Here is a 15,948-nt window from a genome sequence, read left to right as displayed (position 1 = left end):
TAAGTCAGTAAATTTTTAAATAAAGGACAAAACTCGAAAAAAGTGTAAATTTTTGTTAAGATATTTTTCTCTCTATAATTCTAGACAATTTTTCTCGTTCTCCAGGCACAAGAGTGTCAATGTTGACCTTATGTACCATTCTTGCCCGATAATTGATCTAAAACTGCATCGGTAATTCATCTTTGCTGAAAGAGAGCTTATTGCTGTGCTGGGAAACTCCTTAATAACTCATGTCTAAACAACTACAAAAAATTAATCTGAACAGTTTTGCCAAGCCCAATCAAATTTTAGTGCAAAAGACACAAATGGGCATGACACCAGCCTTTATTGGCTCAGTTTCCTTAGAATGGTTAGCTGCTCGAGTGGACTTTGCCGCTCAACTTCCCCTATTTAAACATAAAATCGATGCCACAACCAACAATATTATTCGGGATGATCAAACAATTGAAGAAATACAACAACGACCTTTAGATTGGTCACGGCAATCGATTTTAACGCAATATTTAATCGAACAGAATCATCACAAATTTCCGCCTGTATTAGTTGTGGTCAGTCCGGCGTGGGTCGATGATTTCAATGCACCTGAATGGGATGAAGAAGGAAAAGCAATGGCTACAGCCATGAATTTTTTGAGTTTAGATGATCAAGAAAGTTTTGGACGCTTAGACATTCCCGAGTCCGTGCCAATTTTTGCTTTAGATGGGCAACATAGACTGATGGGCATTAAAGGGTTAATGGAACTGATTACCACTGGTCAACTGATTCAATATAATAAAAATAAACAGCCAACCGGCTCAGTTATGACCGTCAAGAATTTAGGGAAAAATCATCAACTGAAACGAGAGGATTTAATCCGTTTATCTCAAGAAAAAATCGGGATTGAATTTATTCCGGCTGTGGTAGCTGGTGAAACTCGAGAAACAGCTAAAAGACGTGTTCGCTCAATTTTTGTCCATGTAAATCTGATGGCAACACCTTTAAGTAAAGGGCAATTAGTTTTACTTAATGAGGATAACGGATTTTCCCTAGCCGCCCGAAAAGTTGCGGTTACTCATCCTCTTTTAAAAGAGCAAGCAGAACGGCCGCCACGAGTGGATTGGGACAAAGCAAATATTACAGCAAAATCAACCGTTTTAACCACTCTTCAAGCGCTTCAAGATATGGCAGAAGGTTATTTAAAATATTATTTGAATTGGCAACCATCTCGAGCCGGATTAATTCCTCTACGTCCCTCAGAAGAAGAGTTAGAAAAAGGCATTTCCCAGTTGAGTGAACTGTTTAATTACCTAGCCACGCTTCCCAGTTATCAAAAATTAGAACAGGGGATAAATACGATTCAAATGCGACATTTTAGTCATGAAAAATTTGCGGGCGAAGGAAACTTGCTCTTTCGTCCTGTGGGACAAATTGCCCTAGCTCAAGCCCTTGGTGTGCTTCAATTTAAAAAGAAATTTTCTCTCTTAGAAATATTTAAAAAGCTGGGAAAATTTGACTTAGCCGGAGGATTTAGCCGCATCGAGTTTCCCCAGTCTCTTTGGTATGGAATAATTTATGATCCCAGGAAACAGCGAATACTGGTTTCGGGTCGAGATTTAAGCGTTAAATTAATGATTTATTTGCTCGGCGGCATTGATGATAAAATGGAAAAAGCCTATTTACGGGAAGCCGTAGCTAGAGCGAGAACGGTTGAAAATCGGGCTATAGGTTTTGATGGCAGTTTTGTTAAACCGAGAGAAGTGGGTTTGCCAGAAGTTTTAAAGGATGAATATTAAACCATTAATAAGCATAATTGATCCCAAGGGAATTGAGAAGACAGCAGACAGAATTCTCGGGTGTAATTCTGGAGACTGGTGGTCCCAAAAATCGGTTTAAAACTCCCAGCAATTAATTCGGATTTCTGACTCCTGACTTCTGACTTCTGACTGCTTGTTGAAGACCATTTCCTTGTGAGTGGATTTCCAAATTTTTGTTTGATTCCCCCGAATAGAAAGGAGAGGAAGCTTGGGAACTAAATACTTGCGAGTATAGCGAATCATACTCTGAAAATGTAACCACATTCGGTAGCTGAAAAAATGTTTATCGCTGACAGCTAAATGATGATGAATAATTTGGGCAGTGGGAATATAATAAACTTTCCATCCCTGCTGATGAATTCTTCGCGCCCAGTCTATATCCTCTACATAGAGAAAAAATCCTTCATCTAAAGGCCCGACAGTTTCTAAAACTTCTTGTCTGATTAATAAACAAGCGCCTAATAACCAATCAACCGGAAAGGGTTGTGAATGATCTATATCTAACATCAAATGACGGCGATTAAAACCTGAATTCCGCAAAAAAATTCTTAGAGGACTACGCCTCGCTAACACTGATCCCCAAGTGGGAAAACGACGGGGCGAGGGTTGAATACTACCATCAGGAAAAAGAAGTTGTGCCCCAGATAAACCAACATTAGGATTTTCATCCATAAATTGAATTAAAGTATTTAATGAGCCGGGTAAAATTTCTGTATCCGGATTAAGTAATAAAAGATAACGTCCTTTGGCTACAGCCATACCAAAGTTATTATTGGCGGCAAATCCTCTACGTTCTGGGTTAAGATAAAGCTGAACATCAGGGTAAGCAGATGCAATTTGATAGCTTTCATCGTCTGAACGGTTATCGATCAGGATTATTTCACCGCCAACTTGCTTGACTTCAGGTAATAGGGCATCTAGACAGCGAGCAATATAAGGGGCATGATTATGAGTAACAGTAATGACCGAAATAGGTAACATAGCCGCGTTGAGTTCATTCTAAAAAGATCTTCTTACCTTTTTATAGTTCCCAATTTTTAGCCTGTAGTGGTCATTAAGTTAGTGAAAGACAAGGATTTTTATTGTCTATTGCTTGTGTGCCCCTTCAACACCGCGAGGGGCAAGCTTTGGCTATAAATTGTCAGGATCAACCCCTAGAGAACGGAGATATTCTGCCATGCGAGTCGTTCTTTGTTGTTCTTGTTCGAACTGAGTCTGTATTTGTTGTGCCCGTTGGCGTTCAGTTTCTGTCCGTTGGCGTTCTTGTTCAATGCCTTCTGTGCCCAAAGGCAGCATATTTTGGTCAGAGTCCCACCATCGTAACCAATTGCCGCTTATTTGGGTTTTTGTTCCTTGCCAAACGCCTAGATATAATCCCATTTCCGAGATCCAATAATAGCCAAGTTCATCAGGTGATTGTTTTTCATAGTGTCCTGATATAAGTCGATAGACTTCTAGCCGTCCGCTTTCGGGTTCAAAAATGATATAAAAGGGAACTTCGAGGATTTTTTCATAAAAATACCATTTTCCATAGGGATAATTAGGATTAACTGAATATTCTCCCCCATCGGTATCCGATAAAAATTCCATCACCATCAGGGGAACTTCCCCTTCTAAATGAGGGGTGTAACTTCTTTTATTTTCATTACCTTGGTTAACTTTACGGACATAAACCCAGTCAGGCGCTTTGACTACGGTTTTCCCGTCAACTTTGGCACAGAGTCCAAAATTGGTAGCGATCAGCATTTCTGCGCTAATGAGTCCCGCCAGTTCTAGGATTTCTCTTAATATGGCGGCGAGTAAGGGTTGCAAGATATTGTCCACAGGATCATCAGGTAGGGGAAAGTCTGGGGGCAGCTTCTCCCATTCAATTTCAGGTTTTTGAGTTTGGGAAAGGGTTGAGGTTGGTGTCATGGTCATAAACCTCTGGGGGAGTTAGTTAATTTGTATTATCTCAAAAATGGGAGTTATTTCAAGTCGTGGCAGTATTTTCAAGATTTTCGAGAATAGATAATTTTCCCAAATCGACATTTTTTGTTATTGGGGTAAATTATTGGGATCTATGCCGAGTGAACGCAGATACTCGGCCATATTAGCCGCCCGTTGACGTTCCTGTTCTAATTGCCTGCTTATCTCCTCAGCGCGTTGGTGTTCAGTTTCAGCGCGTTGGCGTTCAGTTTCAGCGCGTTGGCGTTCGCTTTCAGCGCGTTGGCGTTCGCTTTCAGCGCGTTGATATTCCTCTTCTTCTGGGGTTAGTACCCAGTTTCCTTGGCTATCATACCAGCGCAGCCAAATTCGTTCAAATCCTTGGTAATTCCCAAACCATAATCCGATTCCCAGTTGAATCTCCTCTATCCATAAGCGACCTTCTTCTAAAGTTAGAGGTTGATAATGGTTAGTGATTAAGCCAAAAATCTGTAATTGATCAGTATAACGATTAAAAACAATATAATAAGGAATTCGCAAGATTTGTTCGTAAACCTGCCATTTTGTGGGCGGTTGATTCACTTCTCGCAGGGTTTGCCCTAAGTCTTCTTGTTCTGTGCCGGGTGAGAGTAATTCGACCACGATAAAGGGGTTAACGCCTTCTTGCCAGATGACATAACTGAGGCGTAAGTCTCGCTGTTCATAAAGACGAGAGACTCCTAAAACTGCAAACCAGTCTGGCCGTTTATACCATTGGGTATGACGGACATCATAATAAAGATTTAAATCACTGCCGAGAAATATTTCATCTGGGGAATAATTGGTAGGTTGAAACGTCCGTCGCAATAATTCGGGTTGTAAATCATGAAATTCGTCTGGCAAGCCGGGTTCCTCTGGATCTTCGCTTTTGAGATCATACATGGTAGGTAGAGTCTCTTTTGGAGGCCGGGGTGGATCAGTCTGATACATGATGACCGAATCGAGATAAGTTTATTTGTATTATTTCATAAATCGAGGTAATTTCAAGGGAGCCATAGCAAATTTTTAGATTAAATTGAGATAAACTTGTTCGGTTTTTTGTGCTAGTCGTTTCCAAGTAAAATTTAACTCGACTTTTTTTTGTCCGGCTGCTCCCATTGCTTGAGCTTGGCTAGGATTTAATAATAATTGACAAATGCTATCCGCAATATCTGGGGCACTTTGAGAGACGAGATAACCATCAACTCCATTGGTAACCACTTCGCCAACCGCAGGAATATTACAACCGATAACCGGTTTACCAAAACTCCAAGCTTCTGTGTAAACGCCGCCAAAACTTTCTTGAGTAGAAGGAACACACAAGAGGGTACAAGCGGCTAAAGCATTTGTTTTTTCTTGTAAAGAAACTGCGCCTAAACGGTGAATACGTTTATCTTTAAATAGACTAAAATAACTCTCAGACTGAGCCACAGTAGGCCCAACAAAAACAAATTGAGTTTCGGGAATTTTTTCCCAGACAAGAGAGGTAGCTTGTAGCAGTTGTTGATAGCCTTTGTAGGGATAATGTTGAGCTAAAAATAAAACAATAGGCTCATCAATTTGATAGTGTTGCCTAAAAGTTTTTGCGTCGGCTGTGTTTGATAAAATGGGGCCGTGTCCAGTGACAAAAATTTTATCGGGAGATACTCCTAAGTCAATGAATATTTGTTTTTCTGCTTGCGTAAGAGCAATTACGGCATCGGCTAATTGATAGAGTTTATTATAGGCACGATAACGCCACCCTTTCCAGCGAGGGTGATGAACGGGGGTTAAAACAAAGGGAATATTTTTTTTTCTGGCGGCTTGTAGGGAAGCATAACTGATGCCTTCTCTACCTATACGAACATTATGAATTAGATTGGCTTTCTCGGCATAGGGAGACAAATATTGTTGGATACAGGAGGCTATTTTGGGCAGAGCAATATCCATTAAAGGATAATAGATAGGAAGATATGGCAATAATTTTAATTTGTCTTGTTTAGAAAGTCCAAATTGATGAACTTTAATCTCATCAATAATATAGTCTTTACTCTCTTCTGGGGCTTTTAAGGTAGTTCCGAGTAACCAGTCAGTTCGGTTTTGACTCCAATGACTGACCACTTGAATGTCATGATTTTTGTTTAATTGTTGTGCGAGTAAATGTTGATGGAGTTGCGCTCCTCCGATAGCGGGGGGATAAGTTGTGAGGGTGTAAAGTAATTTCATTTTTATCGTTAATCATTTTTATGTTCAGTGGCAAGGCGATAAACTTTAACCGTTTCTTCGGCACATTTAGCCCAACTAAATTGACTGGCTTTTTGAATACCTTTTTGAGATAAACTAGCTCTTAATTGTGAGTTATTAATGACGTTTAGCATGGCTTGGCATAAGTCATCTTCTTGTTTTGGATCAATCATAATTCCTGCATTTCCTACGACTTCGGGTAAGGAACTGGTATTAGAAGTAATAACGGGTGTACCACATTGCATGGCTTCTAAAGGAGGTAAACCAAAGCCTTCATATAGAGAAGGATAAACAAATGCTGTTGCGCCGCTATAAATAGCGCTTAAGTCTTCATCGGGAATATAGCCAGTAAAGATAACTCGATTTCGGAGTTGAGGGTTAGTTTGAACTGTTTCAAAGATATCGGCATTTTTCCATCCTTTAATGCCAACTAAGACTAGATTAATTTCTAAACTGGGATCATCGTTAAGAATTTGAGCAAAACAACGGATTAAAAAACTTAGATTTTTTCGGGGTTCAAGGGTACAAAGACTTAATAAATAGGGTTGATTAGGAATTTTATATTTTTTCAAGCAATCAATGATAATTTCTAGATTATCAACTGGATAAAAATGTTGAGCAGCCGCTAAAGGAGTAACAAAAACTCGGTCAGGATTCATCCCTGTATAATTGCAAAAGTCTTGTTTAGTATTTTCTGATATACAGGTTATCCAATCTTGTTGTTTATTAATACTGTCGATAATATTTAAAAATTGTCTATATTTATTCTGGGTAAATTTTTCAGGATTAAGAATAGGAATTAAATCATAAATTGTTAAAATTCTACTAATCTTATTTTCTTGTATTTTGTGTAAAGCATCAAATGGAGAATGATATATTTGAAATTCATTAATTTTAACTATTGGTTGTAAAAATAAATTTAACAATTTTTCAAAAGGAATCTGTATGGCTAAAGATGGTTTATAAAAAAATTGATGTTTTTTTAGAGATATTTCAACTAATTTTTTTTGTAAATTAACTGCTTTTGCCAAAAGTTGAGATATAAATTGTAAATTTTTATAAGATGATTGATAATATTTCTGTAATTTCTCTAAATTTTCATCTATATATAAAGAGCAACTGACATCGTTCCAGGTTCCGCTTGATTGATTCAAAGAAATCCCTATGACATCAATATCTTTTCGATTCACTAATTCCCAAAATAGTGATTCAACAACTCGATAAACCCCTGTTCTGGCTTTGGGGTTAACATATCCTTGACCTAAAACTGAAATATCATAAGCAACTTTCATAATTTAAATTAGTGATTGAGAATTTTTTTGTAAATTTCTACCGTTTTTACTGCACATTTAGACCAACTAAATTGTTTAGATTTTTCTAAACCTTTCTGAGTTAAATTTTGGCATAAGTTTCTATCTTTGAGAACATTAATCATGGCTTGACAAAGGGCATCTTCATCTTTAGGATTGACTAGAATAGCCGCTTCGCCGGCGACCTCTGGTAGTGAAGTAGCATTAGAACTAATAACTGGTGTTCCACATTGCATAGCTTCGAGAATTGGCAAACCAAATCCTTCATATAATGAAGGAAATATGAATGCTGTTGCACCACTATAAAGGGGACTTAAATCTTCATCTGGGACATATCCAGTAAAAATAATTCTGTCTTTAAATTCAGATAATTTTTGCATTAAATTAATTATTTCTACTCGTTTATGTCGTTGCGTTCCAATTAAAACTAGGTTGACATCTAGATTAGGTTGTTCAGATAATAACCGAACAAAACTCTTTATTAAATGAGCAATATTTTTTCTCGGGTCGAGTTGACTTGCGAGACAGAGAAAATAGTTTTTGTCAGGAATATTATATTGTTGTATAATTGTTTTAATATAACTGGTATCTGTAACTGGATAAAATTTATTATCGGCGGCTAAATGGGTAACAAATGTGCGCTCAGATGACATTCCTGTATATTCACAAAACTCTTGTCTAGTATATTCTGATATGCAGGTTATCCAATCTTTTTGAAGATTAATACTTTTAAGAAGTTCTTTAAAATAACTGGTTAGCTTAGGGGTAACAAATTGTTGAGCAGTAATGGGAATTAGATCATATATCATTAATAATCTAGGGAGGTTTCCTGTTAATTCTTCAGAAGGAAGTTTGTAAAATAAAGAATGAAAAATATCATATTCTTTAAAATTAAAAAATTGATGATTATTATCGTATAACAATAGTTGGCTTTTTTGTAAAATTTTATACAATCCTCGGACAAAAATAGATAATAACGAGTATTTAGGAAGTTTTTGAAAGTTTTTTGAAAAATAGACTTTAAATAAATTTTTATAAATAAAATTTAATTTAAATTTACTTTCAAAAGAATTAACAAAGTTTTTAGAATATTCTCGTAAATAGCTTTCTATATAAAGAGGGCAATTAATTGAAGTGGTGGCAGGTGTTTCACTAGCTAATCCCACTAAAAATAAATTAATATCATCTATTTTTAACATTTCTAATAATAATTCTTCGGTGACTCGATAAATTCCTATTTTAGAATCAAATAAGCTAAAATAGTTTCCGAGTACAGTAATATCATAAGCGATTTTAATTTTCATGACTTTCTTTTTTAATGTTCACTATAATTGACTTTTTTAACTCAGTATTTTTTGGTAAATTTCTACTGTCTCTCTAGCACATTTTTCCCAGTTAAAAATCTTGGCTCTTTCTAAACCTTTCTCGCTAAGTTCTTTCTGTAAGTCAGAATTGTTTAGTAAATTTAATATAGCTTGACAAAGAGCATCTTCATCTTTTGGATTAATCATAATTCCAGCATCACCAACCACTTCAGGTAATGAACTGGTATTAGAAGTAATAACTGGAACTCCACATTGCATGGCTTCTAAAGGTGGTAAACCAAATCCTTCATATAATGAGGGATAGACAAATAAGGTAGCACCACTATAAATAGAACTTAAATCTTCATCATCAACATATCCTGTAAAAATAACTTTATTTTTTAGCTCCGGATAACTATTAACTGTTTCAAAAATTTCATCATACAGCCATCCTTTAGAACCCACTAATACTAAATAAATATCCTCTAAAGATTTTTCCAATAATAATTGATAGTAACATTTAATTAGACGCTGATTATTTTTTCTAGGTTCAAGAGTAGATAAACCCAAAATATACTTGCCTTTAGGAATCCCATATTTTTGACAAGCTATTTGTATTTTTTCTTGATTGGTTTGTTTATAAAAATTATTAGATGCCGCTAAATGAGTAACAAAAGCTCTTTCTTCTGACATTTTCATCAATTCACAAAAATCTCTTTTGGTTGATTCAGAAATACAAATTACCCAATCTTTATTAATGTCAATACTGGCTAAATTTTTTTTAAAACTTTTAATTAATTGTTTTTCAAATACATCGGGCATAAGCAGAGGTATAATATCATAAATCGTCATCACTCTAGCTTTAGCTTGAATTTTATAGTGAGAAGGAAAAGCATAAAAAAATGAATGATAAATATCTATTTTTTCTAAAAAATTATTGGGTACAGATAATCGTTCTATAATTGATAAAAAAGAAGATTGTATCTTTCTTTTAGCCCGATTAAAAATTGTTCGTGATTGATTGGTCTGAATAGATTCTAATATATTTAAATACAAATGGACTTTATTAGAGTCTAGCGAGGTATTCCATAATTCTATCATTTTGTTCAGTAAATCAGGTCTTTGTTGCTCAAAATAACGTCTAGTTAAAGCCGCTTCAAAAAAATTCATATATGAAATAAATCTCGGTTCTACATCCGGAAGTTTTAAAATTTCATCAATGACATTTTCAATCACTCGAAAAACACCAGTACGTGCTTTATCATCCTTATAACCAATACCTAAGTTGGACACTTCGTATAGAACTTTCATGATTTTACCTAGTTGAAAATTTAAGCTTTTTCAGGAATTTTTGATAGCCTAAAGTCATAATATATTGAATCAGAGGAAGAAAAGATTTCAGCAAATTTGGACGAAATCCATATCTTTTAAATGTATAAAATAAAGAAAAAATAAAATCTTTAAATTTACGTTTATACAAAACGAATGCCATAGTTTGAAAATAAAAAGTGAAATCTAAAGTAATATCTTGATGAAAATTCAAACGTGCGGTAGCTACTCCGTCTTTTATAACTGCAATTACACAGGCTGCAACAGTTTCAGCAGTCGTGTCAGTCATTTCAATAATATGATCATAAGTTAGACCATGATATTGATGATCGTAGATAAATGAAGCATACATCGATTTATCTGCTTTAAGAAGTTGTATTGAGGGAAGTTTTTTAGCCCATTCAGAGGTACAAAGCCATGAAATACCACTGGAACACCCAATTAACAGTGAACAATATTTAGTTAATTCAGCATTTTCTCGAAAGGACAAACTACTGCCATCAATAATTCGTTCATCAAGAATTGAAATGGGAATATCTGATGATAAAATTATTCGACAATCAGGAATTTTATCAATCAGAATTTTGACTAATTCTAGAGCAAATTCTGTAGTAACAAAAGATTGATCGCTCTTAGCTGAACACTCAAATAAAATAATATTTTTTTTCTCTAATAAATTATTTTTATAGACGAAATTATAAACATTATTAACCTCTTGTTCAGAGAGAACAATAACAGGATTCACTCCCACTGTAATCGGCTTTCCATAAAAGCGTAAAATTGATGAGCGTAAGGTTCCATCATAAGTTTTATAATTATCTGGATAGATTTGAGTTAAAAATATTTCATCAAAATCTCCTTGTTCATATCTCTCTAGAGCTACTTTTTTAAACTTATACCATGCTTGAGCTATATCATCTCGACTATTGAGGGGAATTTCCCAAATTTCATCAACATGAGGATTTTCATTGAGAATTGAGCGGTATTTTGAACCAATAGCCCAAGTCAAATGACAATTTGGATAATCAGTTTTAATTTGCTTGGCAATAGTAGTTGCATAAAGACAATCCCCGAAAGAAGCAAGATGTCCTAATAAAATTCTTTTTTTTCTAAATTCTGTTGATTGACTGTTGAAAGTTGTTATCATTACTGCTTCTCCTCTATGTTTTTATTCATCATCATTACAGCAAGCTCAGAAAAGCTAACACTAGGAAACCACCCTAGTGAATTAATTAGATGAGGGCTAGAAATTAAACGTTTGTATTCTGAGACAAATCCCGGTCTTAATTTCACATACTCATGCCAATCTTTACCGATAAAACTAAAACATTGATTCAGCCAGCCTTCAATGGAATAAGTTACCCCTGAACCAATTACAGATTCAAAAATATTATTTTGTTCGACAAGAGTAAAAATTCCTCTAATAATATCCCCAGCAAATGCCCATTCTTTTTCAACTGTAATATCTCCTAATTCAATTATTTCATTACTGCCCGCAGCAATTCTCTTGACAGCTAGTACAATCTTTTGACTAACATGATTTGGTTTTCTTAGGGGACTTTCATGATGAAATAAATAACCCACATAAACTGATAAACCAAGAGAACGGTAATAGCGGGCGGCATAAACCGATTGAATCCGAGCTATGGCATAAGGGCTAGTAGCTGCAAATGGTGTTTGTTCTGAAATTGGCTGATTTTTATTTTCAAATTGTAAACCACTTCCAGCAATAAATACGTTAGTTTTTGGACTATATTTATAAGTTGATTCTAGTATATTTAGTGTTCCTGTAGCAATGGTTTGGTGATTTTCAAATAAAGCTTTATGGTTGGTTTTCGAATTGGCAGCCAAGTGAAAAATATAATTAGGAGTATAGTATTGAATGAATTGAGCTACCTGTTCATAATTAGATACATCACCATGTTGCCAATTACCAGAGCGTGATATTCCGATGGGTTCTATTCCTCTCTCTTGACATATTTTAGAGAGGTAATATCCATCTTGTCCATTAGCTCCAAAGATCAGCGCTTTCATACAATTAAAATTTGGTAAAATCCTAAATACATCTATTATCAACCAATAAATAAATTTTATTTATTCTTTTTCAAAAACTAATAGCCCGAATGTATAACTTTTAGTTTGATCGGGAGAATGATTCATGGGTGTAATTACAGCCTTATCAGTTGTCCAATCAATATCTTGAACTAAATTTAAGCCATATTTATTACAAGTATTTACAAGGTTAGTTACGTCAGTTTGGGATAAAGGATTCCATTTTAATCCATAAAGTTCAATATTAGATACAATTTTAGGATTCCAGTAATCAAAAGTTAGATACAATCTCCCCTTATTGATAAGAAGTCTCGCCACTTCAGCCGCAAAATTATCAAAATTTACTTCATGTTCAATGACAGACAAACAGGTGATACTTGTAAAAAAATTATCCGCCAGATTAGTCTTAGTCAAATTCCCTATTAGATAATTAACTCCAGGAACAGGAACATTAGGCTCTCGTAAATCAATCCCGTATTTTTCTCCTTTAATTCCTTTCAAGATAACATTTTTTAAAATGTAAGAATCCGAACTTCCCATATCTAAAAAATTTCCATCTGGCAAATTAGCGATGACATGAGCTATGTCCCAATTTTTAGCATCTATTTCGTGAGATACATATCCATTCTCTTGAAGATAGAGAGTACAGTTTTCAATTTCCGAAACAGAACCCAGAAATTTGCATAATTTTAGTAAGGGTTTAGGGATATAATTGAAACCTAATTTTTTATTCAATATAGCTAGTAATTTATGAGTTAATCTGAGTTTAATTCTCTTGATTTTTTTTTCTGAAATCAACTCGAAAATACTAGCTTGGTGAAAATTTGATTCAGAAGTCATCATTTTGCTATTCATCTCCTATTTTTTAACAATTTCAATGTCGGGTAGAGGAAAAATTAACCCTACCCCTTTTTTAAGCATCTCTTCTTCCCGCTCAACAATTTCCTTTTTAAAATGCCAGGGTAATACAAGATAATAATCCGGATTCATGGCTCTTGATTCAGCTTCGCTTACAATCGGAATCTCAGTACCAATGGTGTAAGCACCATACTTATCAGGATTTCTTTCTGCCGCTACCTCGATCAAGCGATGATCAATTCCACACCATTGTAAAATGGTATTTCCTTTCGTAGAAGCTCCATAAATATGAATTTTCTTACCTTCTTTTTTAAATTTCTTGAGTAAAGAGTTGAGTTCATCTTTATGTACATTAATCCGATCTTGAAAGTTTTTATAAGGCTTATCAGTGTCGAGTTCAAAATCGAATTCTTCCTGGCGTAGGAATTTAATATTTTGGATGTATTCATCTTTTTTGTATCGGAAGTTATCAGCATGAGTGGCATAACAGCGAATACTTCCTCCATTAATATCATTCAAAATGACATTAAAAATTTTCATGCCGGCTTGTTTGAGAATATACTCAATAATTGCCAAGCTGTAATATTCCAAATGCTCATGACAAATCGTGTCATAAGAATTCATTTTTAGCATGGTTGGCATATAAGACATTTCAAAAATCCAAATGCCATCTTGTGCTAATACTTGTTTAATCGCTTGGACAAACTCAATAGGTTTTTCCAAATCATAAAACATAGCTATAGCTGTGATGATGTCACATTTTTTACCTTGTAATAGTTTTAGTAACTCATCAGAGGGAAAAAGATCTTGTACAACAGTAATATCTCCTTTAACTTCTTGAGCTACATCCGATGGATCAATTCCAAATTTTTTATACTCTGGAGGATAATAACTCAATAAAGTACCATCATTACAGCCAATATCTAAAACCACCGCATTAGGTTTGTTTAAAATAGAGGTGGCATCTTCAGCAATCTCACGCAAGTGATTTCGCATGGTATTATTAGTTCCAGAGCGATACCAGTAAGCCGAATAAAGTACCTCTGGCGGCACGGTATACTCCATCTGTAGTAAACCACAGGCTTTCTCATCTTCCATCGGATCACAACGTACTAACGAGTTGGCAATTTTGCGAGTAGGGGGCATTTCTTTCCCTGGTTTAACAAATGATCCTTGTAAATATTGCTCTCCTAAATTAATCACTCGAGTGAGAGCGTGAGAACCACAAACGCGACAGGTTTTACGATGAATTAGATGCATAAAACAATCTCCTGAGTATATTTTTAACGAGAATAAGAGTTACAAATTACGTCTCGAAACTGTTGATCAATCCGATCAATACATTTATTTCTTTCTAAGTTAAGTAGGGCAAGTTGTTTGACAACAGCATCTTTTTCCGAAGGAAGAACTTTTTCAAACTCGTAAACCTTCTCTTGTTCATGCCAAAGTTTGCAATTTACGGCGGCGAGTTGAGAGAAAACCTCTCCAATACTCCCATCTACTTCAGCAACTATATTTCCTTCTTTTTTAAAAACTTTATTTGAGGCAAAAGTAAGACGTTCAGAGGGAATTAATCCTGTAATTGCCGCCGCTATAAATTCATTGATTTCATCCTGAAGTTGCTTTTCTTGAGTAGCTAAACTGTTTAGACGCTCCACATCTTCAGAATGCCATTGTTTGAGCTTAACTATTGTTAATTTATCGCAAAGAGAACCAAGAGTTTCTGCCATTGAGTATTCCTCTAAATATCAATTATGCTGACCTGATAACAATTTTTTTGTTAAAAATAACCGACCTGTTTTTTGAGCTTCCACTTCAATTTAGGATGAATGATGCCAGGAAGAACGCCACTCCATCCATTGCGGGTATTATAAAGATTAGCTTCTAAATTTTCTTTAATATTAAAACACAAAGCATTTTGTTCATAAAAATGAACTTTAACGCCTAAATCACAACAACTAAAAGCAAGTCCTACAAAGTAAGTCCCACTGTTAAGTAAGTTGCTAGGAATAGAAAACTCGGCTATATATTCCCCCAAAGTCGGGGGATTTAATTCACTATTCGGAATGCTAGAATAAAAGACATGAGTTCCATCAGATGCAAAAACATTACAGTTAGGATAAGGATAAACTCGATTAAATCCCCTTTCAACTAAAACTTTATACCGCATTCCTATAGTTATAGTTTCATTAATATCTATTTCTGTAGTAATTTCTCCTTTAGCATTTTTAACATAAGCTTCTAATAAAACTGCATAATCATCACCAATAGGTTTATTTAGTTTAGTAAAATCAACTTGAGCAGGGGATGAATAACCACTACTGTAATAACTTAGAATCACATCTGAAGGTAAACCAACTTGACTAATCTCTCCACTTTCAAGTAAAACCGCTTTTGTGCATAGGGAACTGATCATGCTCATTTGATGACTAACAAACAGTACAGTTCGTCCCTCTTGAGTAGAAACATCTTTCATCTTCCCTAAACACTTTTTCTGAAACTGGGCATCCCCCACCGCCAACACTTCATCTACCACTAAAATCTCCGGTTCCAAATGCGCCGCCACCGCAAACGCCAGCCGCACATACATCCCCGAAGAATAGCGCTTAACAGGCGTATCCAAAAACTTTTCTACCTCGGCAAAAGCCACAATCTCATCAAACTTGCGTTTAATTTCCGCTTTCGTCATGCCCAAAATTGCCCCATTGAGGTAAATATTTTCCCTCCCCGTCAATTCTGGATGAAACCCTGTCCCCACCTCTAACAAACTCGCTACCCTTCCCTCAAGAGTTACTCGTCCCCTTGTGGGTTCAGTAATGCGGCTTAAAATCTTCAATAAGGTGGACTTTCCCGCCCCATTACGCCCAATAATACCGATGGCTTCTCCTCGCTTCACCTCAAAAGAGACATCTTTAAGCGCCCAAAACTCCTCTCGGTTATTATTTCTAGCGGCTTTTGGCTGTCGGATGCTTTTCCAAACGGACTTAGCACTATTAGCCAGAACATCCCGCAAAGCAACATAACGGGAATGCCCGCCTTGCTGATGCCCAATAATATACTTCTTCCCTAAATTTTCGACCCTAATAATCGTATCTGACATAATGATAGCAAAAGCTTTATTGTCTGCCTTACTCT

14 protein-coding genes are annotated in these 15,948 nt (G+C 35.5%); 1 reads left to right on the top strand and 13 read right to left on the bottom strand.

Features of this window, described 5'->3' with window-relative positions; genetic code table 11:
* Positions 1–230 precede the first annotated feature (230 nt).
* On the top strand, positions 231–1,772 hold the full coding sequence (locus CYAN7822_RS26190) for a DGQHR domain-containing protein (RefSeq protein ID WP_013325278.1): 1,542 nt from the start codon (positions 231–233) through the stop codon (positions 1,770–1,772).
* 96 nt (positions 1,773–1,868) lie between these two features.
* Here CYAN7822_RS26190 and CYAN7822_RS26185 read toward each other — a convergent pair whose 3' ends face one another.
* From CYAN7822_RS26185 to CYAN7822_RS39645, 13 genes are all read right to left on the bottom strand, one after another.
* The gene (locus CYAN7822_RS26185; protein WP_013325277.1) at positions 1,869–2,774 is read right to left on the bottom strand and encodes a glycosyltransferase family 2 protein; all 906 of its coding nucleotides are present in this window, start codon (positions 2,772–2,774) and stop codon (positions 1,869–1,871) included.
* A gap of 150 nt (positions 2,775–2,924) precedes the next feature.
* Complete coding sequence (locus CYAN7822_RS26180) at positions 2,925–3,707, bottom strand: Uma2 family endonuclease (protein ID WP_013325276.1); 783 nt, start codon at positions 3,705–3,707, stop codon at positions 2,925–2,927.
* Positions 3,708–3,830: 123 nt separating this feature from the next.
* A complete protein-coding gene (locus CYAN7822_RS26175; RefSeq protein WP_013325275.1) occupies positions 3,831–4,688 on the bottom strand; it encodes a Uma2 family endonuclease in 858 nt (285 codons plus the stop codon).
* A 75-nt stretch (positions 4,689–4,763) separates the two neighbouring features.
* Positions 4,764–5,942 carry a glycosyltransferase family 4 protein gene (locus CYAN7822_RS26170; RefSeq protein WP_013325274.1) on the bottom strand — a complete coding sequence of 393 codons (1,179 nt, stop codon included), beginning with the start codon at positions 5,940–5,942 and terminating at the stop codon, positions 4,764–4,766.
* An 8-nt stretch (positions 5,943–5,950) separates the two neighbouring features.
* Positions 5,951–7,252, bottom strand: a complete 1,302-nt coding sequence (locus CYAN7822_RS26165) for a glycosyltransferase family 4 protein (RefSeq protein WP_013325273.1) — start codon at positions 7,250–7,252, stop codon at positions 5,951–5,953.
* Positions 7,253–7,260: 8 nt separating this feature from the next.
* Positions 7,261–8,574: a glycosyltransferase family 4 protein gene (locus CYAN7822_RS26160; RefSeq protein ID WP_013325272.1), complete on the bottom strand. Its 1,314-nt coding sequence runs from the start codon at positions 8,572–8,574 to the stop codon at positions 7,261–7,263.
* A 36-nt stretch (positions 8,575–8,610) separates the two neighbouring features.
* Positions 8,611–9,885, bottom strand: a complete 1,275-nt coding sequence (locus tag CYAN7822_RS26155; protein WP_013325271.1) for a glycosyltransferase family 4 protein — start codon at positions 9,883–9,885, stop codon at positions 8,611–8,613.
* Positions 9,886–9,889: 4 nt separating this feature from the next.
* Positions 9,890–11,050, bottom strand: a complete 1,161-nt coding sequence (locus CYAN7822_RS26150) for a glycosyltransferase family 9 protein (protein ID WP_013325270.1) — start codon at positions 11,048–11,050, stop codon at positions 9,890–9,892.
* Complete coding sequence (locus CYAN7822_RS26145; protein ID WP_013325269.1) at positions 11,050–11,937, bottom strand: GDP-mannose 4,6-dehydratase; 888 nt, start codon at positions 11,935–11,937, stop codon at positions 11,050–11,052. Before CYAN7822_RS26145 ends, CYAN7822_RS26150 begins: the two co-directional genes overlap by 1 nt.
* Before the next feature lie 60 nt (positions 11,938–11,997).
* Positions 11,998–12,798, bottom strand: coding sequence for a methyltransferase domain-containing protein (locus CYAN7822_RS26140; RefSeq protein ID WP_013325268.1), 801 nt, complete (start codon positions 12,796–12,798; stop codon positions 11,998–12,000).
* A gap of 15 nt (positions 12,799–12,813) precedes the next feature.
* Complete coding sequence (locus tag CYAN7822_RS26135) at positions 12,814–14,073, bottom strand: class I SAM-dependent methyltransferase (protein WP_013325267.1); 1,260 nt, start codon at positions 14,071–14,073, stop codon at positions 12,814–12,816.
* 23 nt (positions 14,074–14,096) lie between these two features.
* Entirely contained in the window at positions 14,097–14,543 is a 447-nt protein-coding gene (locus CYAN7822_RS26130) for a hypothetical protein (protein ID WP_013325266.1), read from the bottom strand.
* Positions 14,544–14,593: 50 nt separating this feature from the next.
* The gene (locus CYAN7822_RS39645) at positions 14,594–15,913 is read right to left on the bottom strand and encodes an ABC transporter ATP-binding protein (protein WP_013325265.1); all 1,320 of its coding nucleotides are present in this window, start codon (positions 15,911–15,913) and stop codon (positions 14,594–14,596) included.
* Between the last annotated feature and the right edge of the window lie 35 nt (positions 15,914–15,948).

The organism is Gloeothece verrucosa PCC 7822 (genome assembly GCF_000147335.1).
Taxonomy (GTDB): domain Bacteria; phylum Cyanobacteriota; class Cyanobacteriia; order Cyanobacteriales; family Microcystaceae; genus Gloeothece; species Gloeothece verrucosa.
Note: the sequence above shows the minus strand (reverse complement) of the source record. Positions and strands in the feature narration are given on the sequence as shown.

What these genes read in the sequence shown, in the direction of transcription:
- CYAN7822_RS26190 (WP_013325278.1), top strand. Translation starts at nt 231, where the DNA reads ATGTCTAAACAACTACAAAAAATTAATCTGAACAGTTTTGCCAAGCCC.
- CYAN7822_RS26185 (WP_013325277.1), bottom strand. Translation starts at nt 2,774, where the DNA reads ATGTTACCTATTTCGGTCATTACTGTTACTCATAATCATGCCCCTTAT.
- CYAN7822_RS26180 (WP_013325276.1), bottom strand. Translation starts at nt 3,707, where the DNA reads ATGACACCAACCTCAACCCTTTCCCAAACTCAAAAACCTGAAATTGAA.
- CYAN7822_RS26175 (WP_013325275.1), bottom strand. Translation starts at nt 4,688, where the DNA reads ATGTATCAGACTGATCCACCCCGGCCTCCAAAAGAGACTCTACCTACC.
- CYAN7822_RS26170 (WP_013325274.1), bottom strand. Translation starts at nt 5,942, where the DNA reads ATGAAATTACTTTACACCCTCACAACTTATCCCCCCGCTATCGGAGGA.
- CYAN7822_RS26165 (WP_013325273.1), bottom strand. Translation starts at nt 7,252, where the DNA reads ATGAAAGTTGCTTATGATATTTCAGTTTTAGGTCAAGGATATGTTAAC.
- CYAN7822_RS26160 (WP_013325272.1), bottom strand. Translation starts at nt 8,574, where the DNA reads ATGAAAATTAAAATCGCTTATGATATTACTGTACTCGGAAACTATTTT.
- CYAN7822_RS26155 (WP_013325271.1), bottom strand. Translation starts at nt 9,885, where the DNA reads ATGAAAGTTCTATACGAAGTGTCCAACTTAGGTATTGGTTATAAGGAT.
- CYAN7822_RS26150 (WP_013325270.1), bottom strand. Translation starts at nt 11,050, where the DNA reads ATGATAACAACTTTCAACAGTCAATCAACAGAATTTAGAAAAAAAAGA.
- CYAN7822_RS26145 (WP_013325269.1), bottom strand. Translation starts at nt 11,937, where the DNA reads ATGAAAGCGCTGATCTTTGGAGCTAATGGACAAGATGGATATTACCTC.
- CYAN7822_RS26140 (WP_013325268.1), bottom strand. Translation starts at nt 12,798, where the DNA reads ATGATGACTTCTGAATCAAATTTTCACCAAGCTAGTATTTTCGAGTTG.
- CYAN7822_RS26135 (WP_013325267.1), bottom strand. Translation starts at nt 14,073, where the DNA reads ATGCATCTAATTCATCGTAAAACCTGTCGCGTTTGTGGTTCTCACGCT.
- CYAN7822_RS26130 (WP_013325266.1), bottom strand. Translation starts at nt 14,543, where the DNA reads ATGGCAGAAACTCTTGGTTCTCTTTGCGATAAATTAACAATAGTTAAG.
- CYAN7822_RS39645 (WP_013325265.1), bottom strand. Translation starts at nt 15,913, where the DNA reads ATGTCAGATACGATTATTAGGGTCGAAAATTTAGGGAAGAAGTATATT.